The 23121-nt window shown below is 72.6% G+C and carries 23 protein-coding genes; 13 read left to right on the forward strand and 10 right to left on the reverse strand.

The annotated features are described in order from the left end of the window. Positions 1–109 precede the first annotated feature (109 nt). Positions 110–991 carry a trypsin-like serine protease gene (locus ABZY31_RS18435; protein ID WP_356411429.1) on the forward strand — a complete coding sequence of 294 codons (882 nt, stop codon included), beginning with the start codon at positions 110–112 and terminating at the stop codon, positions 989–991. 65 nt (positions 992–1056) lie between these two features. On the opposite strand, the gene ABZY31_RS18440 is transcribed toward ABZY31_RS18435, so the two are convergent. The 5 genes from ABZY31_RS18440 to ABZY31_RS18460 all read right to left on the reverse strand — a co-directional run bounded on the left by ABZY31_RS18440 (position 1057) and on the right by ABZY31_RS18460 (position 5260). Further along, a complete protein-coding gene (locus ABZY31_RS18440; protein WP_356411432.1) occupies positions 1057–1512 on the reverse strand; it encodes an NUDIX domain-containing protein in 456 nt (151 codons plus the stop codon). Between the two features lie 94 nt (positions 1513–1606). Further along, complete coding sequence (locus tag ABZY31_RS18445; RefSeq protein WP_356411435.1) at positions 1607–2839, reverse strand: ABC transporter permease; 1233 nt, start codon at positions 2837–2839, stop codon at positions 1607–1609. Further along, positions 2836–3600: an ABC transporter ATP-binding protein gene (locus tag ABZY31_RS18450; RefSeq protein ID WP_356411438.1), complete on the reverse strand. Its 765-nt coding sequence runs from the start codon at positions 3598–3600 to the stop codon at positions 2836–2838. Before ABZY31_RS18450 ends, ABZY31_RS18445 begins: the two co-directional genes overlap by 4 nt. Continuing rightward, complete coding sequence (locus tag ABZY31_RS18455; RefSeq protein ID WP_356411441.1) at positions 3597–4739, reverse strand: peptidoglycan-binding protein; 1143 nt, start codon at positions 4737–4739, stop codon at positions 3597–3599. The genes ABZY31_RS18450 and ABZY31_RS18455 overlap by 4 nt, the downstream gene beginning before the upstream one ends. Then, entirely contained in the window at positions 4736–5260 is a 525-nt protein-coding gene (locus ABZY31_RS18460) for a hypothetical protein (RefSeq protein ID WP_356411444.1), read from the reverse strand. The genes ABZY31_RS18455 and ABZY31_RS18460 overlap by 4 nt, the downstream gene beginning before the upstream one ends. 90 nt (positions 5261–5350) lie before the next feature. Here ABZY31_RS18460 and ABZY31_RS18465 point away from each other — a divergent pair, with 90 nt between their 5' ends. The 3 genes from ABZY31_RS18465 to ABZY31_RS18475 all read left to right on the forward strand — a co-directional run bounded on the left by ABZY31_RS18465 (position 5351) and on the right by ABZY31_RS18475 (position 7655). Further along, positions 5351–6010, forward strand: a complete 660-nt coding sequence (locus ABZY31_RS18465) for a response regulator transcription factor (RefSeq protein ID WP_356411447.1) — start codon at positions 5351–5353, stop codon at positions 6008–6010. A gap of 122 nt (positions 6011–6132) precedes the next feature. Continuing rightward, the gene (locus ABZY31_RS18470; RefSeq protein WP_356411450.1) at positions 6133–7368 is read left to right on the forward strand and encodes an ATP-binding protein; all 1236 of its coding nucleotides are present in this window, start codon (positions 6133–6135) and stop codon (positions 7366–7368) included. 32 nt (positions 7369–7400) lie between these two features. Beyond that, positions 7401–7655 (forward strand): glutaredoxin domain-containing protein, encoded by a 255-nt coding sequence (locus ABZY31_RS18475; protein ID WP_356411453.1) that lies wholly within the window; start codon positions 7401–7403, stop codon positions 7653–7655. On the opposite strand, the gene ABZY31_RS18480 is transcribed toward ABZY31_RS18475, so the two are convergent. The 4 genes from ABZY31_RS18480 to ABZY31_RS18495 form a co-directional block, all read right to left on the reverse strand. After that, entirely contained in the window at positions 7633–8316 is a 684-nt protein-coding gene (locus ABZY31_RS18480) for a hypothetical protein (RefSeq protein ID WP_356411456.1), read from the reverse strand. The genes ABZY31_RS18475 and ABZY31_RS18480 overlap by 23 nt on opposite strands. 109 nt (positions 8317–8425) lie before the next feature. Beyond that, the gene (locus ABZY31_RS18485) at positions 8426–8938 is read right to left on the reverse strand and encodes a hypothetical protein (protein ID WP_356411459.1); all 513 of its coding nucleotides are present in this window, start codon (positions 8936–8938) and stop codon (positions 8426–8428) included. Continuing rightward, positions 8935–10521, reverse strand: coding sequence for an alpha/beta hydrolase (locus ABZY31_RS18490; RefSeq protein ID WP_356411462.1), 1587 nt, complete (start codon positions 10519–10521; stop codon positions 8935–8937). Before ABZY31_RS18490 ends, ABZY31_RS18485 begins: the two co-directional genes overlap by 4 nt. Before the next feature lie 9 nt (positions 10522–10530). Beyond that, positions 10531–10812, reverse strand: a complete 282-nt coding sequence (locus ABZY31_RS18495; RefSeq protein ID WP_356411465.1) for a hypothetical protein — start codon at positions 10810–10812, stop codon at positions 10531–10533. 236 nt (positions 10813–11048) lie between these two features. Between ABZY31_RS18495 and ABZY31_RS18500 the strand changes: the two genes are divergently transcribed. The 5 genes from ABZY31_RS18500 to ABZY31_RS18520 all read left to right on the forward strand — a co-directional run bounded on the left by ABZY31_RS18500 (position 11049) and on the right by ABZY31_RS18520 (position 17391). Further along, complete coding sequence (locus tag ABZY31_RS18500) at positions 11049–11996, forward strand: LLM class F420-dependent oxidoreductase (protein WP_356411467.1); 948 nt, start codon at positions 11049–11051, stop codon at positions 11994–11996. Between the two features lie 57 nt (positions 11997–12053). Further along, positions 12054–12839: a glucose 1-dehydrogenase gene (locus ABZY31_RS18505; RefSeq protein WP_356411470.1), complete on the forward strand. Its 786-nt coding sequence runs from the start codon at positions 12054–12056 to the stop codon at positions 12837–12839. Between the two features lie 105 nt (positions 12840–12944). Continuing rightward, the gene (locus ABZY31_RS18510) at positions 12945–14066 is read left to right on the forward strand and encodes an LLM class flavin-dependent oxidoreductase (protein ID WP_356411517.1); all 1122 of its coding nucleotides are present in this window, start codon (positions 12945–12947) and stop codon (positions 14064–14066) included. A 101-nt stretch (positions 14067–14167) separates the two neighbouring features. Further along, positions 14168–15907, forward strand: coding sequence for a D-aminoacylase (locus ABZY31_RS18515; RefSeq protein ID WP_356411472.1), 1740 nt, complete (start codon positions 14168–14170; stop codon positions 15905–15907). Then, complete coding sequence (locus ABZY31_RS18520; protein WP_356411475.1) at positions 15904–17391, forward strand: aldehyde dehydrogenase family protein; 1488 nt, start codon at positions 15904–15906, stop codon at positions 17389–17391. Before ABZY31_RS18515 ends, ABZY31_RS18520 begins: the two co-directional genes overlap by 4 nt. Before the next feature lie 44 nt (positions 17392–17435). Here ABZY31_RS18520 and ABZY31_RS18525 read toward each other — a convergent pair whose 3' ends face one another. Next, positions 17436–18125: a hypothetical protein gene (locus ABZY31_RS18525; protein WP_356411478.1), complete on the reverse strand. Its 690-nt coding sequence runs from the start codon at positions 18123–18125 to the stop codon at positions 17436–17438. 334 nt (positions 18126–18459) lie between these two features. Here ABZY31_RS18525 and ABZY31_RS18530 point away from each other — a divergent pair, with 334 nt between their 5' ends. The 4 genes from ABZY31_RS18530 (at position 18460) to ABZY31_RS18545 (ending at position 22355) form a co-directional block, all read left to right on the forward strand. Next, positions 18460–20031 (forward strand): APC family permease, encoded by a 1572-nt coding sequence (locus tag ABZY31_RS18530; protein ID WP_356411479.1) that lies wholly within the window; start codon positions 18460–18462, stop codon positions 20029–20031. Positions 20032–20118: 87 nt separating this feature from the next. Continuing rightward, positions 20119–20415 (forward strand): hypothetical protein, encoded by a 297-nt coding sequence (locus ABZY31_RS18535; protein ID WP_356411482.1) that lies wholly within the window; start codon positions 20119–20121, stop codon positions 20413–20415. A 176-nt stretch (positions 20416–20591) separates the two neighbouring features. Beyond that, complete coding sequence (locus tag ABZY31_RS18540) at positions 20592–21677, forward strand: MerR family transcriptional regulator (protein WP_356411520.1); 1086 nt, start codon at positions 20592–20594, stop codon at positions 21675–21677. A gap of 159 nt (positions 21678–21836) precedes the next feature. After that, complete coding sequence (locus ABZY31_RS18545; RefSeq protein WP_356411485.1) at positions 21837–22355, forward strand: carboxymuconolactone decarboxylase family protein; 519 nt, start codon at positions 21837–21839, stop codon at positions 22353–22355. Positions 22356–23121: the final 766 nt, after the last annotated feature.

The following is a 23121-nucleotide window of genomic DNA, read 5'->3' on the forward strand; positions in this document are numbered from 1 at the left end:
CCGTGTCCAGTGAGAGGGTGGAGCGCGGCGGCCCGGGGCGGGCCGCCCCTTGCGGTCGGCGTGGCCTCAAGGCATGCTTCGCCGGAGCAAAGGGGAAGGGGCGGCTGTGGTGGACAAGCGGACCGTGGTGACCGTGGTGCTGTGCGCGGTGGCGGCGCTCGGCGCCTCCGCCGCCATGACCCAGGTGGTGCCGGCCCCGGAGGCGCCGTCCTCCGCGCACGCCAAGGCTGCGCCCGCGGCCAAGCGGCCGACCACTTCGCCATCGCGATCGCAATCATCCGCCCAGTCGCAGCGGACCACCCCGGCTCCGGTCGGCACCCCCGCCCCGTCCGCGTCCGGCACCCCCGCCCCGGCCGCCCCCTCGTCCCCGCCCGGCACGCCCACGGCCATCGCGGGGGCGCTCTTCACCGGCGGCCTCGACGGGGACCACTTCTGCACGGCGACCGTCGTGCACAGCGCGGGCCGCAACACGATCGTCACGGCCGGGCACTGCCTGGTCGCCGGGGACCAGGGCGGCGCCGGAGCGGTCTTCGCACCCGCGTACGCGAACGGGAGCGCGCCCTACGGCACCTGGAAGGTCGAGAAGGTCTTCGAGGACCCGCACTGGTCCGAGGAGAACGACGACGACTTCGACCTCGCCTTTGCCCGGCTCGCCCCGGACGCCGCGGGCCGCTCCATCGAGGACGTCACCGGCGCCGCCCCCTTCGACGCCTCCGGCCGGTCCGCCGAGGAGGTCACGGTCACCGGGTATCCGGCCGACCGCAAGGTGCCCCGGACCTGCACCGCCGTCACCGTCCGCGACAGCGCGACCGAACAGCGCTTCGACTGCGCCGACTTCCCCGGCGGCACGAGCGGCAGCGCCTGGATCGCCCGCGACGGAAAGATCATCGGCATCCTGACGGGCGGCGACACCGACGACGTCTCCACCAGCACCGTCTTCGGTGCCTGGGCGTCCGCGCTCTACGCGAAGGCCACCGCGCCGAACGCCTGACGGGCCCGGCCCCGCGCGCTACCCGATGACCTGCGCCACCAGCCCCGGGGCCCCGGCCCCGCGCGCTACCCGATGACCTGGTCCACCAGCCCCAGGTGCACCGGCCCCGAGTCCGGTCCCGCCGCCAGCAGGTCAGGGAGCAGCGGGGGCCACAGGGGCTCGCCCAGGGCGGCGAGGTGCGGCGGGGAGAGCCACTGCCAGTGGGCCTCCGGGTATTCGGGGACGGGGTCGCGGTGCGGGCCGGTGGTGACGTAGATGTGCTCGTGCTGGCGGACCGGGATGCCCTGGTGGGTGAAATCGTGCTCCCAGGTGCACAGCAGCCGCTGCGGGGCGAGGTCCGTCCAGCCGGTCTCCTCGCGCAGTTCGCGCCGCACGCACTCCTCGGGGCTCTCGCCGGGGTCGATGCCGCCGCCGGGCGGCAGCCAGTGGATCCCCACTTCGATGTTGTTCTCGCGGAACAGGAAGACCGATCCGCTGGGCGAGAGGACGACAATTCGCGCTGCCTGCCGTGGAGTTCTCATCAGATCAATGTACGACGGGACCCCCGGCGGGCCGTAGCGGTCTGCACGCACCCTCACGCCCCCGCCCGGGCCCGCCCGCCGCCTCCCGCCGCCGCTACGCCGCCTGCAGGGCCAGCGTCGGGGACAGGCGGGCCGCCCGCACCGCCGGGTAGAGGCCCGCGACGGTGCCGATGACCAGGGTCGCGCCGAAGCCGCCCGTCACCGCCCACGGCGGAACCACCCAGGGCAGGTCGCCCGCCCGTGCGTAGACCAGGGTGGCGATCCCGCCGAGCGCGATGCCGGCCAGGCCGCCGAGTCCCGACAGCAGGAGGGACTCCGTCACGAACTGCACCCTGATCTGGCCCCTGGTCGCGCCCAGGGAGCGCCGCAGCCCGATCTCGTGGCGCCGCTCCAGCACCGAGATGATCATCGTGTTGGCCACGCCGACCCCGCCCACCAGCAGGGCGATGCCGCCCAGCCCGAGCAGCAGGGTGCTGAAGGCACCCTCGGTGGCCGCCTTCGCCTGGAGCGCCGCCGACGGGTCGGTGACCGCCACCGCGCCCGGCGACGCCGGGTTGGCGGTCCTGCCCATGAGGGCGCGGACCGCCCGCACGCGGTCGTCCGCGGAACGCTCGTAGACGGAGGTGGGGTGGCCGTCGAAGCCCAGCAGGCTCTGCGCCGCCTCCCAGCCGATCAGCGCCGAACGCTCGATCTCGGGGGCCAGCGGGACCGGGTCCAGGACGCCGGTCACGGTGAAGTACCGGCCGCCGATGAAGACCTGGCCGCCCGGCGCCGTGATGCCCAGGCGCTCGGCCGCGACGTGGCCGAGGACGACGGCGGGATAGCGGCCCGTGGCGTCGTTGAGCCAGCTTCCGGCGCGCATCCGCGCGCGCAGGGTTTGGAGCAGGTCGTCCTTGGCCGCCTTGAGGGCGATGCCGCCGGTCTCCTCCTTCGGGATGTTCTCGCTGCGGCGGACCGTTTCCTTGACGTCCCCCGTCGTTCCGACCGACTCGACTCCGTCGATCCGGGCGATCATGCCCGGGGCTTCCTTCGGCAGGCTGGTGTCCTGCCCGGAGAACATGGCCGCGGCCGGGGTCGCGACCAGCATGTTCGTGCCCAGCGCGTCGAGTTCGCGCAGCAGCTTGGCCTGGCTGGACGAGGAGACGCCGACCACCGCGATCATCGTCGCGATGCCGATGGCGATGCCGAGCGCGGACAGGAAGACGCGCAGCGGACGCGAGCGCAGCCCCGCCGAGCCCACGTGCAGGACGTCCCCGGGTCCCAGCCGCGGCGGCGAGAGCCGGCGGCCGGAGCGCCGGGCGCGGGCGTTCGTACGGGCCGCCCTCACGCGATCACCCCCGCGGCGCCGCCGTCGGGCGCGCCGGCGTTCCACCCGTCCGCCACGATCGCTCCGTCGCGCAGGCGGACCTGCCGGGGCAGGCTCGCCGCGATCTCGTTGTCGTGGGTGATCACGGCGATGGTGGCTCCGTCCTCGTTCAGTTCGCGCAGCAGCTCCATCACCGAGGCGCCGGACGCCGTGTCGAGCGCGCCCGTCGGTTCGTCGGCGAGCAGCAGGTCGGGTTCGCCCGCGACGGCCCGGGCGATCGCCACGCGCTGCTTCTGGCCGCCGGAGAGTTCGTGCGGCCGGTGGTCCATGCGGTCGCCGAGGCCGACGCGCTCCAGGGCACGCTCGGCCCGCCGTCCGCGCTCGGCCCGGGAGAGGCCCGAGTACAGCAGGCCCTCGGCGACGTTGGCCCGGGCGCTGATGCCCGGGACCAGGTGGAAGGACTGGAAGACGAAGCCGACGTGCCGGGAGCGCAGGGCGGAGAGCGAGCGGTCGGAGAGGCTCGCGATGTCGTACCCGGCGATGGCGACGCGGCCCGCGCTCGGCCGGTCCAGGGTCCCCACGATGTGCAGCAGCGTCGACTTGCCCGATCCCGACGGGCCGACGATGGCGAGGAGTTCGCCGTTCATGACGGTGAGGTCGACCCCGCGCAGGGCCGAGACCCCGCCGGGGTACTCCTTGGTGACCGCGGTCAGCTCGACGACGGGACGGGCGTGCCGGGGGGCGGGCGGCGCGGGCGCGCCCGCGAAGACGGGATCGGTCATGACGCCGGTACTCCCACGCGCATGCCCTCGGTGAGGGCGTCCCCCTTGACCTCGACGCGGCCCTTGCCGAACATGCCCGGTTCGACCTTGACCTCGCGGACCGTGCCGTTCTCCACGACCTGGACGCCGAAGCCGCCTTCGGCGAGGGCGAGGAGGGAGTTGACCGGTACGGAGAGGACGTTCTTGCGGACCTCGCCGGTCAGGTTCACCGAGACGGGCGCCTGGTCGGGGCCCTTGGCCCCGGCGGCGTCGTCGAGGGTGACGTCGATCCGGACCTTCGGCTTCTTGTCGCCGCCGCTGCCGCCGGTGGCCGGGTCGTCGGGGTTGGCGGTGCTGCCCACCGACTCGATCTTCCCCTGGGCGACGCCGCCGCCGGGCAGGCCCACCGTCACGGGGTCACCCGCCTTGACCGTGCCCGCCTTGGCCACGTCCAGCTGGAAGCGGACCATCCGCTCGGTTCCGGTCAGGGTCAGCACGGGCGTGCCGGACCCCGCGTCGTCGCCGACCGCCATGTCGTTCTTCTGGACCCGCTGTGGACCCGGGGCGAACGTGATGTCCTCCCTGCCGATCTCGCCCGTCTCCTTGAGACCGTGGGACTTCTGCCAGCGCTTGACGCCGGTGACGGTGCCCGCGGTGAAGGTGGCGTCCGTGGCGTCCAGGCCGGTGCCGAAGCCGAGGGCCTGGAGGTTGCGCTTGAGCTGCTTGACGTCCTCGCCCTTGTCCCCGCCGCGCATGGTCCGGTAGACGGGGGTGGTGCCGTACATCAGGCGCACCACCCTGCCGTTGACCTCGTAGAGCCTGCCGTCGCGCTCGACCGCGGAACCGGCGGGGGCGGCCCAGGTCAGGGTGGCGGAGCCGGCTCCTGTGCCCGGGCCCGTACCGCTGCCGCCCGTCCCCGGCGCGCCTCCCGGGGCGCTGAGCTTGCGCTCCTGCGCGTACCCGAGCGTGCCGTCGACCCGCAGGCCGGAGGCCAGGTCGCCGCGGGTGACCGGCGCCGTCGCGCCCGGCAGCCCGTCCGTGCGCCGGCGGTGGGTCTCCTCGCTGCCCGTCCCGGCCTGCGCGACGACCGCGTACCCGCCCCCCGCTACGGCGAGCACGAGGGCCACCGAGCCCAGGAACCACTTCCGGCGCCCGCTCATTCGCCCGCGCTGCACTTGTTCATCCGGGCGACGAAGGCGTCCTTGTCGACGCCCTCGGGTATCGAGGTGGCACTCATCGCGCTCCCGTTGAACTCCGGGTCCGGCACGTCGAAGCCGTGGTCCCGCATGCACTTCGCCGTCTTGAGGGCCTTGTCCTTGTCCGCCTGGCGGACCTCGCCGGTGCCCGGGGCCTGCATGCCGCACTTCTCGAACGCCTTCTTCACCGCCTCCGGGTCGCCGCCCGCGCCCAACGTCATGCCCCGCGGGTCCTCGCCCGGCTTGGGGTCGGGGGCGTCGATGCCGTTGTCGCGCAGGCACTTGCGCGTCTTGAGCGCCTTGTCGGCGTCCGTGCCGCCGTTTGCGCCGCCGTTTGCTCCACCGCTCGCGCCGGCCGAGTTCGAGGACTCCTGCTTTCCGTCCTTCTTCCCGTCCGGGCCGCCGGAGCCGCCCGCGCACGCGGTGACGAAGAGGGCCATCCCGGTGAGGAGGGCGGCCGTGGTCGTGGTCGTGGATCGCTTCATGCGGCAGAGCCTGCGCGAGGAGGGGATCTCCCTTCTCTAAGGCCCCGTGCTTACAACGGCGAAATGCGCCTCTCCGGTAAAGAGGACACCATGCGAGTTCTGGTGGTGGAGGACGAGGAGTTCCTCCGGGAGATGATCGCCGAGGGTCTGCGCCGCGACGCGCTGGCCGTGGACGAGGCGAGCGACGGCCCGGAGGCCCTGCGGCGGCTGCGCCTCGGCGCGTACGACGTCCTCGTCCTGGACCGCGACCTGCCCGGGCTGCACGGCGACGAGGTGTGCCGCCAGGTGGTGCGCGAGCGGCTGCTCACCCGGGTCCTGATGCTCACCGCCTCCGGCACGGTCCGCGACCGGGTGGAGGGCCTCGGCCTGGGCGCTGACGACTACCTGACCAAGCCCTTCGCCTACGACGAACTCCTCGCCCGGGTCCTCGCCCTGGGCCGGCGCGCCCGGCCCGCGCTGCCGCCCGTGCTGGAGGCCGCCGGGATCGCCCTGGACACGGCGCGGCGCAGTGCGGTCCGCGACGGGCACCGGCTCGCCCTGTCGCGGAAAGAGTTCGCGGTCCTGGAGGCGCTGCTGCGTGCCGAGGGGGCGGTGATCAGCAACGAGGACCTGATCGAGCAGGTGTGGGAGGCGGACACCAGCTACCGCACGAACGCCGTCCGGGTCACGCTCAGCAAGCTGCGCGCCAAGCTGGGCGAGCCGCCGCTGATCGAGACCGTGCCGGGCGCGGGCTACCGGATCCCGCGATGAGGGGGAGGCGCGGGACCCCCGGGGTCCGCGGGGCGCACCCGGTCCGTGGGACGCACCCGGTCCGCGGGGCGCACCCGGTCCGCGGGGCCGGCCGGCTCCGCCCGTACCTCTCGCCGGCCGCCTTGTTGCCACGCAGCGAGCGCGCCCGGCTGACCACGCTCTACGGCGCGCTGCTGGTGCTCGCGGGCGGCGGCCTGGTCGCGCTGCTGAACGTCCTGGTCCGCAAGGGCCTGTTCCGCAGCATCAACCAGGCCGTCACCACCTACGCCCCGGCCCTCCACCAGACGCAGACCCTGCGCGAGGGGCCGGCGCTCGCCGTGCCGGCCCAGAAGGCGCCGGGCGCCGCGCTGACCCCGGAGCAGCTGGCGACGTACCGGGCCACCCGCGACCTCAGCAGCGCCGCCGAGCGGGCCGCGCTGCACGAGCTGCTGACCGTGTCCCTGGTCGCGCTCGCCGTGTTCGCGGTGCTGTCGATCTGGCTGGCCTGGTGGATGTCGGGCCGGGTGCTGCGCCCCGTCGGGGTGATCACCGAGACGGCCCGGCGGCTGTCCGGGGCGAACCTGCACGAGCGGATCGGCCTGGCCGCGCCCCCCGGCGAGCTGAAGCGGCTCGCGGACACCTTCGACGGGATGCTCGACCGGATGGAGGACCTGGTCGGCGCCCAGCGGCGGTTCGCGGCGAACGCCGCCCACGAACTGCGCACCCCGCTCGCGGTGCAGCGGGCGGCGGCCGAGATCGGGCTGGCCGGGGAGCCGGATCCGGCGAAGGTGGCCCGTATCCGCGAGAAGCTGATCGGGGTCGCGGACTCCAGCGAGCACCTCATCGAGTCGCTGCTGCTCCTCGCGGTGTCCGAGGAGGGTCTGGAGAGCACGCGGACGGTGGACCTCGCCGCGCTGGCGGCGGCGGAGCTGGCGGAGTGCACGGGGGAGGGGGCGCTCGGGCCGGACCGGCCGGCCGGGCTGTCGGTGGAGCGGGCGCTGGCGCCGCTTGCGGTGGCGGGGGACCGGCTGCTCCTGGGCCACCTGGTCCGCAACCTCCTGGCCAACGCGGTGCGCCACAACCGCCCGGGCGGCCGCATCGAGCTGCGGACCTCGCCCGACGGGGTCCTCACGGTCTCGAACACCGGCCCGGTGATCCCGCCCGGAGAGGTGGCCCGGCTGCTGGAGCCGTTCCGGCGGCGCGCGGAACGGCGTCACACGGCGGGCGAGGGCGCGGGCCTCGGGCTCTCGATCGTCGCCTCGATCGCGCGGGCGCACGGCGCGGCCCTGACCGCCGAGGCCAACCCGGCCCCGTCCGGCGGCCTGACGGTGCGGGTCCGCTTCCCGGCGGCCGGATCCCCGCCGCCCCCAGCGGGGTGACCTGGTGCGCGCCCCGCCGTAGGGTGCACCCCATGAGCCCTGAAATCACCGTCTACTGGCGGCCCGGATGCGTCTTCTGCATGAAGCTGTGGCTCAAGTTGCGTCTCACCGGCACCCGTTACCGGCCCGTCAACATCTGGCGCGACCCCGAGGCGGCCGCCTTCGTCCGCAGCGTTGCGGACGGCAACGAGACCGTCCCCACGGTCCGCGTCCGCTCCGCGACGGGCACCGAACAGGCCCTGGTGAACCCTTCGCTCGCCGCCGTCAAGCGGGCTCTGGCGGCCTGATCCGCCGCGCGCCGTCCGAGTCAGTGTCAGTGTCCGTGTCCTTGTCCGTGAGGCGCAGAGCGCGCTCGCGCGCCAGCAGGGCGATGTAGGCGAGGTCGAACACCGAGCACAGCAGGCCCAGTCCGAGGATGAACGGCGCGTCCTCGATCACCCCGAACAGCAGCGTCGGGGCCAGCGTGCCGAGCCATTTGGCGACGGCGACGACCAGGCTCTGCCCGCGCGCCCCGCCGCGCCCCGCGAACAGCGCGATGAACAGCCCGGACATCAGCAGGTTCTGCAGGAACGCGGAATAGCGGGACGCGTCGTGCGCGCCGAAGTGCGCGAGGAAGAGCCACTGCACGGCGAACGCGCTGCCGAAGACGAGCACGCTCCAGACGGCGAACAGCGGCCGGGTGACGAATCCGGGCAGCTCGGCCCGCCCGAAGCGCAGGAACGTACAGACGATCACCAGGTCGGCGACGGCCCACACGATGTTGACGACCCCCTGCGCGGAGATCCCGCCGCGCACGTCGTTCACGGCGTACGTCGTCTCCCACGCGAAGTTGAGCGCGAGCGCGGCCACGGGCATCGCGTACGTCCGCTGCCGCAGCCCGAGCCGGATGGCCTCGACGTAGACGACGGTCCAGGCGATCCCGCTCACCAGGGTCAGCAACAGCTCCACGCGCGTCTCCCGCACTCGCACAACCCACTCGCACCCGCACTCCGCGCCCCTGCCGGCCCGGGCACCGCACCCTAGCCAACGCAGGGCGCGGGGCCCAGGCCCCGCGAGGTCAGAACCGCTGCTGCTCGACGCCGGGCGGCAGGAGGCAGGGGGTGTTGACCACGTAGGTGAAGGTGTTGCCGTCGAGGTCTTCCGCGCTGACGAACTGCCGGTCCTTCGGGTGCTGGGCGTCCACCAGGTAGGCGGGATCCACGCTGGTGTCCTCCCGGTAGCCGACGATCTCGAAGCCCTGGGTCTTGAGCTCGTCCCGCAGCGCCCGGATGGCCGCCTGCTGCTTGTCGCGCGGCACGGTGGCGCGCCCGTTGTACTGGAGGGTGAACCGGCCGTCCTCGGCCGTTTCGCTGCCCTTGCCGGTGCATTCGGAGAAGTGGGGCTCCAGGGTGCCGGGCAGGGTCTCGCCCTGCGTGGTGCGCACCATGGATTCCACCCAGTGCCGGCCCCACTCCTCCGCCTTCTCCCTGCTCATCCGGGGCAGGGGATCGTTGATTCCGTCGTCGGACATGCAGCCTCCCAGCAGCAGGACGAGCGCCAGCGCGACCGCAGCGTTCTTCCGTCGGTTCATGAGCGGGGCCCTTCGGGCGTCTTGCCGGCGATGATGCGGCCCTGATTGTTCAGGCTCTTGCTGCCCTCGTCCCAGTAGCCGCTGTGCCCGGCCGTGTCCACGTACATCCGCTGCGCGCCGAACCCGGGATCCTTCGGATCCTCGCCGAGGGTGAGTCCCGAGAGGTCGTTGGAGACGAAGTCGTCCGCGGCGGCGCCGACCCACAGGTGCCGGGGGTCGACGTGCAGCTGGTCCGCGCGTTCCACGGTCAGGCCCGGGCTGCCGACCACCAGGACGTCGTCCGCTCCGAGGCCCGCGCCGCCGGCGTCGGCGGCGCCCGTCATGGTCGAGCCGTAGCTGTGTCCGATGACGGTGAGGTGGGCCGGGTCGCCCTGGTGGGAGGCGCGCAGTCCGTGCGTGAAGTCGCGCAGGTCCTGCGCACCCGCCTCCGCCCTGCCGCGGGTGGCCACGCTGAGGTCCGGCTCGGGAGCGTCGTAGTCCATCCAGCTGATCACGGACACATCCGTTCCCGTGGTCCGGCGTCCGGCGGCGTCCTGGAGTTTGTCGATGCGGCTGATCTGGCCGCCGAACTTGTCCAGTTGCGTGTCCGTGCCCGGGACCAGCACCGCCGTGTGCCGGGCGGTGTCCGGGTTGCCCAGGGCGACGATGGCGCGGCCGTCCTTCTCGGTGCCGAAGCCGAGGAGGTACAGCTGCTTGTGGGCGGGCCCGCTGTCGGACTTCTCCAGGCGGTCCTTGAGGGCGGTCAGCCCCCGGTAGCCGTAGCGGTCGTGGTAGCCGAGGCTGCTCTCGCGCAGCGCGTAGTCGTTCAGGCGCTGGTCCAGGACGTCCCGGTTGGCGTGGTCGCGGACGGGGGTGGGCAGGCCGTCCAGGGCGCCGATGGCGTCGGGGTAGGCCGCGAGGTAGAAACCCCGCTTCTCGTCGTCCAGCGAGGCCCACCACTCCTGGGAGCGCTGCGGGTCCTTGCCGTCCGGGATGTCCTTGGGACTGATCCCGGCGAACGCGGCGACCGCCGCCGCGTCCTTCTGCGCGTTCTCGCCGCCGTAGCGCTTGTCGAGGTCGAAGGGGTCGAGCTGGCGGAGCGTCTCGGTGGCGTTGGCGCTGACGCCGACCGCCTCGTTCACCGCCGCCTCGATCCGCGCGCGGTAGCCGCCCAGGCCGCTGTTGGCCTGCTGCTGCACGGCCTGGTAGTCGGGGTCGTTGTGGTAGGCGGGATCGACCGCCTGTTTGGCCTCGACCCAGCCGTCGTCACGGACCGTGTGCCCGGCCTGTTCGGCGTCGGACACGGCGTGGCGCAGGGTGCGCTGGGCCGCCTGCATCTTGGTGCTGAGGGCGTGCAGGACCACCGAGATCAGGACCGCGTTGCGCTGGCCGGTGCCGAGTTTGGTCTCGGTGGCCTCCATCGCGTCGAAGCCGTTGGTCGCGGCCGCTCCGGTCCAGCCCGCCTTGTGCAGCGGGCCGCTCACCCGCCTGCGGCTGCCGGACTGCGTGTCGTCCAGTGCCTTGGCGAGCTTCTTCCAGGAGGCGGTGGCCGCCTCGATCTCGGCGAAGTCCTGCCGCATGAGCTGTGCGAAGAGTTCCGGCATCGCGGGCGCTCACCAGCCCCGGAACTTGGATATGACGTCGTGCTCCAGGGCGTCGTGTCCGTCGGCGAGCAGCCGCAGGCCTTCGGCATGGCTCGCGAAGACGTCCTGAAGGGTGCCCAGCGCGTCGCCCCACCCCTGGCTCGCCCCCGTCATCCTGGCCCCCGCGGTCCACGGTGCGAAGGACGCTCCGGCCTCGGCGAGGTCGGTCAGCGCCTTCTTCAGGTGCGGCCGCAGATCCGTCACCAAGGTGTCGACCGCGCCCGCCGAGGCGCGCAGGTCGGTCTGTGACACGTTGAGGTCCCACCCCATGTCGTTTCCCCCCGTTACTCGTGCGAATTCGATGATCGTATGGACATTCGAGGCGAGTGGCCAGCCGGTCGGTCTCGGCGCCCGTCCGAACGGGGCTGCCGAGGGCCTTGCCTGACGGTGCGTCAGCTACGACGATGGCCCCACGGCTCCACGGGACGGCACGTCGGTCCGTGCGGTGGTGAAGGCGGCTTCCACTACGAAGGCGAGGCGGGGACGGCATGGCGCGCGTGTTTCCGGAAGGTCGGCTGGTCTACGGGATGCAGCTCCCGGTCCAGTCGCAGAGCACCCTCTACGCCGAGCCCTGGGAGGCCTCGGCCGGCGCGGCCGATCTGGTCGAGGTGGCGCGGGCCGCGGACCGGGCCGGGTTCGGGTACCTCGCCTCGTGCGACCACGTGGCCATCCCGCGGCGGCTCGCCGGGCCGATGGGCACCGTCTGGTACGACCCGGTCGCCACCCTGTCCTACCTGGCCGCGGTCACCGAGAACGTACGGCTGCTCAGCCACGTCGCGATCGTCGGCCTGCGCCACCCGCTGGTCAGCGCCAAGCAGTACGCGACCCTCGACCACCTCAGCGGCGGCCGGCTGATCCTGGGGGTCGGCGCCGGGCACGTCCAGGAGGAGTTCGAGGCCCTCGGCGTGGACTTCGCCCGGCGCGGACCGCTGCTCGACGAGACCCTCGACGCCCTTCGGGCGGCCCTCGGGCCCGGCGAGTACCCGGACTTCGAGGGCGAGGCCTTCGCCTTCAAGGACCTGGGGCAGCTGCCGCGCCCGGCCCAGGAGCGGATTCCGGTGTGGATCGGCGGGTCCTCGCCCGCCGCCCTGCGCCGGGCGGCGCTGCGCGGCGACGGCTGGCTCCCGCAGGGCGATCCGCGGGAGAAGCTCCCCGACCGGATGGCCCGCATCCGCGAGCTGCGCGCCGCCGCCGGGGTCACCGCGCCCGTCGAGATGGGCGCGATCACCGAGGCGCTGTACGTCGGGGAGCCCGGATGGGACACCGGCCGGCGCACCCTCACCGGCAAGGCGGAGGCGTTGGCCGAGTCCCTGCGCGCGTACAAGGCGCTCGGCGCGGACCAGATACAGGTGCGCTTCCGCAGCCGCGACCGGGCCGAACTCGTGGACCAGATCGCCGCGTTCGGGTCCGAGGTCGGTCCCCTCCTCAACGACTGAACGACCGAGCGACCGAGCGACTGAACGGCCAACCAATCCACCACGGAGGGCATCGGCATGGGCAAGCTGGACGGGCGCGTCGTCATCATCACGGGGGCGGCGCGCGGCCAGGGCGAGCAGGAGGCCCGGATCTTCGCCGCCGAGGGCGCGAAGGTGCTGCTGGGGGACGTGCTGGACGAGCAGGGCGCCGCGGTCGCCAAGGAGATCGGCGAGGAGCGGGCCCGGTACGTACGGATGGACGTGAGCCGGGAGGAGGACTGGGCGGCCGCCGTGGCCGCCGCGAAGGAGGCCTTCGGCCGGGTCGACGGGCTGGTCAACAACGCGGGCATCCTGCGCTTCAACGAGCTGGTGAGCACCCCGCTGGAGGAGTTCCAGCAGATCATCCAGGTCAACCAGATCGGCACCTTCCTCGGCATCAAGGCCGTCGCCCCCGAGATCGGGGCGGCGGGCGGCGGCACCATCGTCAACACCTCGTCCTACACGGGTCTGACGGGCATGGCTTACGTCGGTGCCTACGCCGCCACCAAGGCGGCGATCCTCGGCCTGACCCGGGTGGCCGCGCTGGAGCTGGCCGCCGGGAACATCCGGGTCAACGCGATGTGCCCGGGGGCCGTCGACACCCCCATGGCGAACCCCGGGCTGCTGGACCCGGCCGGGATGACGGACGAGGCGCGGGACGCGATGGCGGAGCTGTACAAGCGGGTCGTGCCGATGGGGCGGGTGGGCCGCCCGGAGGAGATCGCGCGCCTGGCCCTGTTCCTGACCAGCGAGGACTCGTCGTACATCACCGGCCAGCCCTTCGTGATCGACGGCGGCTGGATGGCCGGCGTCAGCATCCTCTAGGCGCCTATCTGATGGAGCGTCAGCTATTGACGGCTCCCGCACGCGGTGGAACAGTCAGGGCCATCGATCTGACGCAACGTCAGAAACCTAAGGACGGTGAACCCCTTGGAATTCGGGCTCTTTGTGCAGGGATACGTGGCTGAGGCGCGGTCCAAGGTCGACCCCGAGGCAGAGCACAAGGCGCTGATCGAGGAGACCGAGTACGTCATCCAGGCCGACAAGTCCGGCTTCAAGTACGCCTGGGCCTCGGAGCACCACTTCCTGGAGGAGTACTCCCACCTCTCGGCGAACGAGGTCTTCCTCGGGTACCTCGCCCACGCCACCGAGCGCATCCACCTCGGCTCCGGCATCTTCAACCCGCTCGCCCCGGTGAACCACCCGGTCAAGGTGGCCGAGAAGGTCGCCATGCTCGACCACCTCTCCAAGGGCCGCTTCGAGTTCGGCACCGGCCGTGGCGCGGGCAGCCACGAGATCCTCGGCTTCCTCCCCGGCATCGAGGACATGAACGGCACCAAGGAGATCTGGGAGGAGACCATCGCGGAGTTCCCCAAGATGTTCCTCCAGGAGGAGTACGAGGGGTTCCAGGGCAAGCACTGGTCGCTGCCGCCGCGGAAGATCTTCCCCAAGCCGTACGGCAAGGCCCACCCGGCCATGTGGTACGCCGCCGGCTCGCCCGCCTCGTACGCGATGGCGGCCAGGAAGGGCCTCGGCGTGCTGGGCTTCAGCGTGCAGAAGGTCTCCGACATGGCGTGGGTGCTGGACCAGTACAAGACGGCCATCCAGGAGGCGAAGGCCATCGGCGCCTTCGTCAACGACAACGTCATGGTCACCTCGACCGCGATCTGCGCCGAGACCCACGACAAGGCCGTCGAGATCGCCGTCAACGCCAACATGAACCGCTTCCAGTCGCTGGTCTTCCGCTACCACGACACCTTCCCGCGGCCCGAGGCGATCCCGCAGTGGCCCGAAATCCTCCCCGAGTACAACGCGGAGATCATCGAGCTGCTGATCGCCGAGGAACTGCTGATCTGCGGCGACCCCTCCGAGGTGCTCCAGCAGTGCAAGCGGTGGGAGCAGGCGGGCGCCGACCAGCTGTCCTTCGGTCTGCCGACCGGGGTGTCGTACGAGGACACCATGACCACCGTCAAGCTCATCGGCGAGCACGTGATCCCGCAGATCGACACGGACCCGGTGCACCGGACGACCCGCTTCCGCGACGCGGTCTGACCTCGGGGCCGGTGGGGCTGGATTGCGCCGGGCGCGATGTCAGCCCCGCCGGCGTTCGAGGCGCCGCCGGAGGCAGACAGGTACACCGCAGAAGGGACGTCATGCTCGACCACCTGATCAAGGGCGCCACCGTCGTGGACGGTACGGGCGCCCCCGCCCGCGTGGCGGACGTCGGGATACGCGACGGCCGGATCGCGGTCATCGCCGCGCCCGGCACCGTCACCGAGGAGACCCGGACCGGCGAGGACGCGCACGGCCTCGTCCTGACCCCCGGCTTCATCGACCCGCACACGCACTACGACGCCCAGCTCTTCTGGGACCCCTACGCGACCCCCTCGATGAACCACGGCGTCACCACCGTCGCGGGCGGCAACTGCGGCTTCACCCTGGCCCCGCTGCACCCGGACCGCCCCGAGGACGCCGATTACACGCGCCGGATGATGAGCAGGGTCGAGGGCATGGCGCTGGCCGCCCTGGAAGAGGGCGTCGACTGGACCTGGTCCACCTTCGGCGAGTACCTCGACGCCCTCGACGGCCGGATCGCCGTCAACGCGGGCTTCATGGTCGGCCACTGCGCGCTGCGCCGCCACGTCATGGGCGAGGACGCGGTCGGCGGCCAGCCCACGCCCGAGCAGATGGACCAGATGCTGGCGCTGCTCCACGACGCGATGGACGCGGGCGCCTGGGGCCTGTCCACCACCCAGTCCTCCACCCACTCCGACGGCGCGGGCGCCCCCGTCGCCTCCCGGCACGCGAAGCCCGCCGAACTGCTCGCCCTCTCCCGGGCGGTGGCCGAGCACGAGGGCACCCAGCTGGAGGCGATCGTCGCGGGCTGCCTGGACCAGTTCGCGGACGAGGAGATCGACCTCTTCGTCGAGATGAGCGCGGCCGCCGGCCGCCCCCTGAACTGGAACGTGCTGACCATCGACGCCGCCGTACCGGAGCGGGTGCCGCGCCAGCTGCTGCCGAGCGAGCGGGCCCGTAAGGCGGGCGGCCGGATCGTCGCCCTCACCATGCCGATCCTGACGCCGATGAACATGTCGCTCGGCACCTTCTGCGCGCTCAACCTGATCCCCGGCTGGGGGGAGGTCCTCGGCCTGCCCGTGCCCGAGCGGATCGCCCGGCTGCGCGACGCGGACGTACGGGCCGAGATGCTGCGCCGCGCCGACAGCAAGGAGGCCGGGGTCTTCCGGCGCCTCGCCGACTTCGGCCGCTACGTCATCGGGGACACCTACACCCCGCAGAACGCCGGGCTCTCCGGCCGTGTGGTGCGCGACATCGCGGCCGAGCGCGGCCAGGACCCCTTCCACTGCCTGGTCGAGATCTGCGCGGCCGACGACCTGCGCACGGTGCTGTGGCCGATGCCCACCGACAACGACCCGGCCAGCTGGGCGCTGCGCCAGGAGACCTGGCAGCACGAGGACGTCATGCTCGGCGGCTCGGACGCGGGCGCGCACCTGGACCGGATGTGCGGCGCCCCGTACACGACGCGGTTCCTCGGGGACTGCCTGCGCGGGCGCAAGCTGGTGCCGCTGGAGCAGGCGGTACGGATGCTGACGGACGACCCGGCGCAGCTCTTCGGGCTGCGCGAGCGGGGCCGGATCGCCGAGGGGTTCCACGCCGATCTGGTGCTCTTCGACCCGGAGCGGATCGAGGCGGGGCCCGCCACGCTCGTGCACGACCTGCCGGGCGACAGCCCGCGGCTGGACTCGCGGGCCATCGGCATCGTCTCCGTCCGGGTCAACGGGGTGGAGACGATCCGCGACGACGAGATCACGGGGGCGGTCCCCGGGACCGTGCTCCGTTCGGGCCGGGACACGAGGACGGTGAGCACGCGGTGAGCGGGGCGAGCGGGGCGGGCGCGGACCAGCCGCAGCAGCTCCTGATCGACGGTGAGTGGGTGGCCCCCGCGGGCGGCCACTACGAGGTGATCAACCCGGCGGACGAGTCGGTGGTCGGCCTCGCCCCCGAGGCCTCGCGGCAGCAGGTGCACGAGGCCGCCGCCGCGGCCCGGGCGGCCTTCGCGAGCTGGTCCCGGACCAGGCCCGAGGAGCGGGCCGCGATCCTGGACCGGGCCGCCGACATCATGCAGCGGGAGTACGAGCCGTGGGCGCGCCTGGCCCGGGCCGAGACCGGCGCGCCGACGGGGATCGCCCGCGGCATGCAGGTCGGGGTCGGAGTGGCGCGCTTCCGGCGGTACGCGAAGGGCGCCCTGGAGCCGGTCGAACGGGGTCTGCCCCCGCAGGTCACCGAGGCGGGCCCGATGGGCGCGGCCAGTGTGCTGGGCGCGCTGGAGATCCGCCAGCCGGTCGGCGTGGTCACCTGCATCACCTCCTACAACAACCCGTGGGCCAATCCGGCGGGCAAGGTCGCCCCCGCGCTGGCGATGGGCAACACGGTCGTGGTCAAGCCCGCTCCGCAGGACCCGCTGTCGGTGTTCCGCATGGCGGCGGCGCTCCAGGAGGCGGGGGCCCCGCCCGGAGTGGTGAACGTGGTCAACGGCGCGTCGGTGGAGGTCGGCGAGGCGGCCGTGGACGGCCCGGACGTGGACATGGTGTCCTTCACCGGCTCGACGGTCGTCGGGCAGAAGATCGCCGAGGTGTGCGGCCGGACCATGAAGCGGCAGCTGATGGAGCTGGGCGGCAAGGGCGCGGCGGTCGTCTTCGACGACGCGGACCTGGACGCGGCGGTGCTCGGCATCGGGACGACGTTCTCCTTCTACAGCGGCCAGATCTGCACGGCCCCGACCCGGGTGATCGCCCAGCGCGGCATCCACGACCGGCTGGTCGAGAAGCTGACCGGCTACCTGGGCTTCATGAAGGTCGGCGACCCGGGCGCGCGCGGCACGGTGGTCGGCCCGGTGATCTCCGCGGCGCACCGCGACCGGGTGGAGTCGTACGTCGAGCTGGGCCGCAAGGAGGGGGCGCGGGTCGCGTACGGCGGCGAGCGCCCGGTGGTGGGCCCGGACGGCAAGGGGTTCTACGTCGCCCCGACGCTGCTCGTGGACTGCACGAACGACATGCGGGTGGTCCGGGAGGAGATCTTCGGGCCGGTGGTCGTGGTGGTCCCCTTCGACGACGAGGAGGAGGGGATCGCGCTGGCCAACGACAGCGACTTCGGCCTGCTGCACTACGTGTGGTCCGGGGACGCGGCGCGCGCCTTCCGGGTGGCGCGGCGGATGCGGGCCGGCGGGGTCGGCGTGAACACCATCGGGCGCAACATGGAGGCGCCGTTCGGCGGCTTCAAGCGCAGCGGGGTGGGCCGGGACGTGGGCTCGTACGCACTGCACGCCTACAGCGAGGTCCAGTCGATCGTCTGGGGCTGACGCGGCGGGCGGGGCCGGGCGCGGTCGCCCGGCCCCGGCCGCGCTCAGTGGTCGTTGTAGTAGTCGGTGAGGACACAGCCCTTGGCCTGGGCGTTCGTCTTCACGTAGCCGCTGGGCGCGGTGAAGCCCGGGTGGCAGTTCAGGATGAGGAGACCGCCCGGGCGGGCCATGGCGGTGATGGCGTTGTCGCTCGTTGCCAGGACGGCGAAGTCCTGACCGATGAGGAATCCGCCGGTGAGGCCCCGGTCCGGCGACTGGGCGCGTTCCTTGTCCAGGTCGGCCTTGTAGGCGGCCTGGAACTTCTTCATGTCCTTGACCATGAAGATGCGGGTGCCGCGGCCGCAGTAGCCGCGCTCGGTGACGGACCAGCCGGCGTCGTACTTCGCGTCGTCGGCGGGGCTCTCGTCGTCCGTGGGCTCCGTGGAGACGGAGGGGCACCGCGTGTAGCCGCCCACGAAGCGGGCGGCGGCGGCCATGGTGCCCGCCTTGGGCAGCTGCTGGAAGGGCGTGCCGTCCTTGGGGGCGTTGCCGTTGACGCCGCCGTTCCTGGTGGGGTTCTCCAGGGTGCCCTCCATCCCGTCGCCGTCGCTGCCGCCGTCGGCTCCGATGCCGCCGACGACTCCGACGTCCCCGCCGCCGGAGCCGCTCGCGCCCGTACTCGCGCCCCCGCAGGCGGTCAGGACGAGCAGGGCGGTGACGGCCGCGCCGGAGGCGAGGGCTGAGGTGATGCGCATGGAACGGACTCTCCCCGTGAAAATGACCTTGAACGGCGGCGACTGTAGGGGCTTCGCCATGTCCACGGCAAAGTGGGCGCCGGAGGGGGGTCGTACGGAGTCCGGGAAAGTCACACGGGAAAGTTTCTAACTGCACAAAACGGACACGGCTGCGATTTCCGCATGCCGGAACACGTCGTTCGGTGCCTTGCGAACTGTGGACGGGTAGAGGCCATGACTTCCATTGCCAGCCAAGAGCGCGCCATCTGGGCAAGATTCAAAGGTCATCTGGCGTTCACTTAAGTGGACTTAAACCCTCCGAATGTGGAAACCGCACCGTCTAACGTCCTGAGGCATGACACAGCTGGACGTTCGGCCCCCGGCCGCAGACACCGTGAGCGGAGCCCCCGAAAGCGCCGCCCGAGGCGACGTCCGGGGCAAGGGCCTCGGCAAGGGCTCCGTGGGCCTCCTGGGCAGCGCCGTCATCGGCATCTCCACCGTGGCCCCCGTCTACTGCCTGACCTCCACCCTCGGTTCCACCGCGGGCGAGGTCGGCGTCCAGATGCCCGCCGTGTTCCTCGCGGGGTTCCTGCCCATGCTGCTCGTCGCCTTCGCCTACCGCGAGCTCAACAAGGCGATGCCCGACTGCGGCACCTCCTTCACCTGGACCGTCAAGGCCTTCGGCCCGCGCGTCGGCTGGATGTGCGGCTGGGGGCTGGTGATCGCCACGATCATCGTGCTCTCCAACCTGGCCGGCGTCGCCACCTCGTACTTCTGGCTGCTCGCCGGTGAGATCACCGGCAACCCCGCCCTCGCGGCCCTGGACGACAGCAAACCCGTACACATCGCCACCTGCCTCAGCCTGATCGCCGTCGCCACCGCCATCAGCTACCGCGGGATGACCGCCACCAAGGGCATCCAGTACACCCTGGTCGGCCTCCAGCTCGTCGTGCTCGCCGTCTTCGTCGCCATGGCCTTCCAGAAGGCCTCCGCCGGGACCTTCGACACCGGGCTCGACTTCTCCTGGCAGTGGATGAACCCCTTCGCGGTCGGATCCATGGCCTCCTTCACCGCCGGGCTCTCGCTCTCGATCTTCATGTACTGGGGCTGGGACGCCTGCCTGGCCACCAACGAGGAGACCACCGGCTCCGCCAAGACCCCCGGCCGCGCCTCGCTCATCGCGATGGTCGTCCTGGTCGGCTCGTACCTGGCCACCGGCATCGTCGCCCAGATGGCCGTCGGCTCCGGCGACAAGGGCTTCGGCCTCGGCAACCCCGACACCTCCGGCAACGTCTTCGCCGCCCTCGCCGGCCCCGTCATGGGCCCCGGCCTCGGCGTCCTGCTCTTCGTCGCGGTCCTCGCCTCGGCGACCGCATCCCTCCAGACGACGTTCATCCCGGTCGCCCGCACGGTGCTGGCCATGGCGACCTACGAGGCCCTGCCGTCCGCGTACGCGAAGGTCCACCCCCGGTTCAAGACCCCCGGCCGGGCGACCGTCATGGCGGGCGCGGCGACCGGCACCTTCTACACCGTGATGACCCTCGTCAGCGAGAACGTCCTCACCGACACGATCTTCGCGCTCGGCCTGATGATCTGCTTCTACTACTCGCTGACCGCCTTCGCCTGCGCCTGGTACTTCCGCGGCGAACTGCGCCGCTCCGGCCGCGACCTGCTGTTCAAGGGCGTCTTCCCGGTGGCGGGCGGGCTGCTCCTCGCCGCGGTCTTCTGCAAGACCCTCGTCGACATGTGGAACCCGTCCTACGGCTCCGGCTCCACGGTCTTCGGCGTCGGCAGCGTGTTCGTCATCGGCGTGGGCCTGCTGCTCCTGGGGCTGGTCATCATGCTGGTCACCGAACGCCGCAGCCCCGCCTTCTTCCGCGGGCGCGTCCTCACCCGAGCGACCCCGGCACTGGTCGTCAACGACTGAGGCCGGGGCGGCCGACGGACGGGTCGGCCGGTCAACGGCGCCGGCGCCCCGGGGTGACCCGCGGGCGCCGGTGTCGTTGGGCGTGGCATGAACGCCATGAAGCGCACCCTCGCCGCCCTGGTCCTCTCCGGCGGCGCCGCCATCGCCCTCACCCCGGGCCTCGCCCAGGCCGCGGACGAGACCACGCCGCAGGGCCCGCCGATCACCGCACGGGTCGGCGAGATCGTCGACAACCCGAGCGGGGCCGTCAAGGACGCCAAGACCGCCGTCGGCGTGGCCGCGGGAGTCGCCAAGACCTCCGCCCACGCCACCGACAGCTCCCTCGCGGGCACGGGCACCGCCCTGGAGACGGGCCTGCCGAAGGCCCCCAAGGTCGGCGGCTGAGCCCGCAAGCGCGGGCCGCCGCGCGCTGAGCGGCGCAACGGTCTCACCCCCGGCTTGACCCTCGACCTGGTGGAGGTCGCAGAGTCGTCGTCGTGGAGAACGACCAGCGCGCGGACGAGCGCGACGAAGACCGCGACGACGCGCGCCGTGACGGGCGCGCCGAGCAGCGCGACGGCCTGCGCACCATCGGCGAGTTGGCCCGGGGCAGCGGCCTCGGCGTTAGCGCCCTGCGCTTCTACGACCGGGCGGGCGTCCTGATGCCCGCCCGGGTCGACCCGGCGACCGGATACCGCTGGTACGGGCCCGGGCAGCTCGCCGAGGCCCGCGTCCTGGCCCGGCTGCGCCGGGCCGGGATGCCCCTGGCGGACATCCGGCTGGTGCTCGCGGGCTGGTCCGGTGCGGACACCGGCCTGGTGCCCGGCCTGCTGGAAGGCCACCTGCGCCGGCTCGAACGCGGCCTCGCCGAGGCGCGTGCGGAGTTCTCCACGCTACGAGCGCTACTCGCACCCAAGGGGAACACCACGATGACCGCATCCACCGCCACTGCCGCCACCGCCCGCCTGACCGTGCCGGCCACCGATCTCGCCGCCGCCCTCGACGCCGTCCGCTTCGCCGCCGGGACCGATCCCGAGCTGCCCGTCCTCGGCGGGGTCCTGTTCGACATCGAGGGCCGCGACCTGCACGTCGTGGCCACCGACCGCTACCGGATGGCCGTCGCCCGCACCTCCACCACCGGGCACGGCGGCGAGCGGGTCCAGGTGACCGTCCCCGCCGCGCTCGTCGACGCGATGCGCGCCCTGCTGACCGGCGACGGCGCCCCGGCCCACCTGAGCGTGGCGGGGGACCGGGTGGAACTGGAGACCCTGGGCCACGAGGTCGCCGGCCGGGTCATCGGCGAGGACTTCCCCGACTACCGCCGCCTGACCCGGCTGCCCGAAGGCCGCCGCATCCCCCTCGACGTCCCCGCACTGCGCCGGGCGCTCGCCGGCCAGGCCGAGGGCGGCGAGGACGTGTGCACCCTGGCCCTGACGGCGGACACGGTCACGGTCGTGACCGCCACCGAGGACGGCGGAACGCCGGACCCGGCCGTCGACCGCGTGGGGGTCAACCCCGCCTACCTCCTGGAAGCCCTCGCCGCCGGGCCGGACACCGAAGGCCTCCTCCTGGAGTACGTCGGCCCCAAGGCCCCCCTCGTCCTCCTGCGCCCCGCCGCCGAGGACACCTTCTCCCTCCTGATGCCGGTGAGCCTGGACGCCGAGTAGCGGAAAGGTTTTTCGCCTTCTCCACCTTTTTCGCCTTCTCCGACTTCTTCGGCCGACCGGTCACATCCGTGCGCCGAGCTCCGTCAGAGGTGTGTAGCCACGCGACCCACGCGGGCGGCGCCCGGCCGCCACGGCCGTCACCACCGAAGGAGAACCGCCATGAACGCACGCTCGACCGTCACGGAGCAGGCCGTCGCGGAGCAGGCCGTCCGTCCGCGGATGTCGGACCCGACCGAACTGATCCCGGAGCTGGCGACCATCGGGGGCGCGCTGTACAAGGCCACGGGCAACCGGTCGGTGCCGCGCACCACGATCGGACTGATCCACCTGCGGGCCGGCCAGATCGTCGGCAACACGTACCTGACGCTCATGCACTCGGGCCTGCTGCGCAAGGCGGGCGAGTCCGAGGAGCGGATCGCTGCCGTGGCGTCCTGGAAGGACGCGCCGTTCTACACCGCTGCCGAGCGGGTGGCGCTGGAGCTGGTCGAGGCCGTCATCCTGCCGAACCCCCGGGGCGAGCGCGTCTCGGACGACCTGTACGCGCGGGTGGCGGAGCAGTACGACGAGAAGGCCCTGGCCACCCTGACGGTCGCGATAGGCCAGGTCAACTTCTTCACTGCCCTGGCAGTAGTGGGCAAGCCCCTCGCGGGGGTGGGGGCTTCGGGGCAGTGGGGGTGAGGTGTGGGTGGGGGCCCGGCTGCGCCGGGTCGCGGCTCCGCCGCGAACGGCGCGCGCTTTGTGCGTCCGGGGTCGGGGTGGTTCCGGGGGCTGCCCGTCAGTTCAACTGTCTCTCCGGTGCGGGCCGTGCCCTCAAGGGCGCTCCTTCGTCGCGTCGCTTCGCGATGGCCTGCGGCCACCCTTGACCGCCCAGCCCACCCCGGAAAGCCAAGAACTGTCGGGCCGCCCCCGGGGGAGGCATGGGGGAGGGTGCCCATCGCCTGGGGCCCGGCGCCCGGCCGCAGCCCGAGTGGGGCCCATGTGACGCCCTTTGGGCGACAGGAACGCACCAAATCGCTACGCGCTTCGCCGAGAGAGGCGTCTGCGGCCTGTTCGGGGTTGCTGAGGGGCGCGGCGGGGCTCAAAGCTCGGCCAGACGAGAGTCCACTCGGGTCAAGCAGCCGTCGAGGCTCAACAGCCGCTTAAAACGCCCCTTTTGTGGCGCTTTAATCTCCACTCTTGGGGCGGCCGGGCGTCTGACCCGCACCAACACCCATCTGGCCGAAGTCTCAGCCCCACGCAGCTCGCAGACGCTTCTCTCGGAGGAGCGCGTAGCGATTAGGGGCGCTCTTTCCGCCCAAAGGGCGGCGTATCGGCTCCACTCGGCCTGCGGCCGGGCGCGGACCGGCAGGAACGGGCACCCTCCCCCCTGCCTCCCCCCGGGGGCGGCCCGACAGTTCTTGGCTTTCCGGGACGGGGTGGCATGTCAAGAGTGGCCGCAGGCCAT

This window comes from Streptomyces sp. NPDC006529 (assembly GCF_040611795.1).
Classification (GTDB): domain Bacteria; phylum Actinomycetota; class Actinomycetes; order Streptomycetales; family Streptomycetaceae; genus Streptomyces.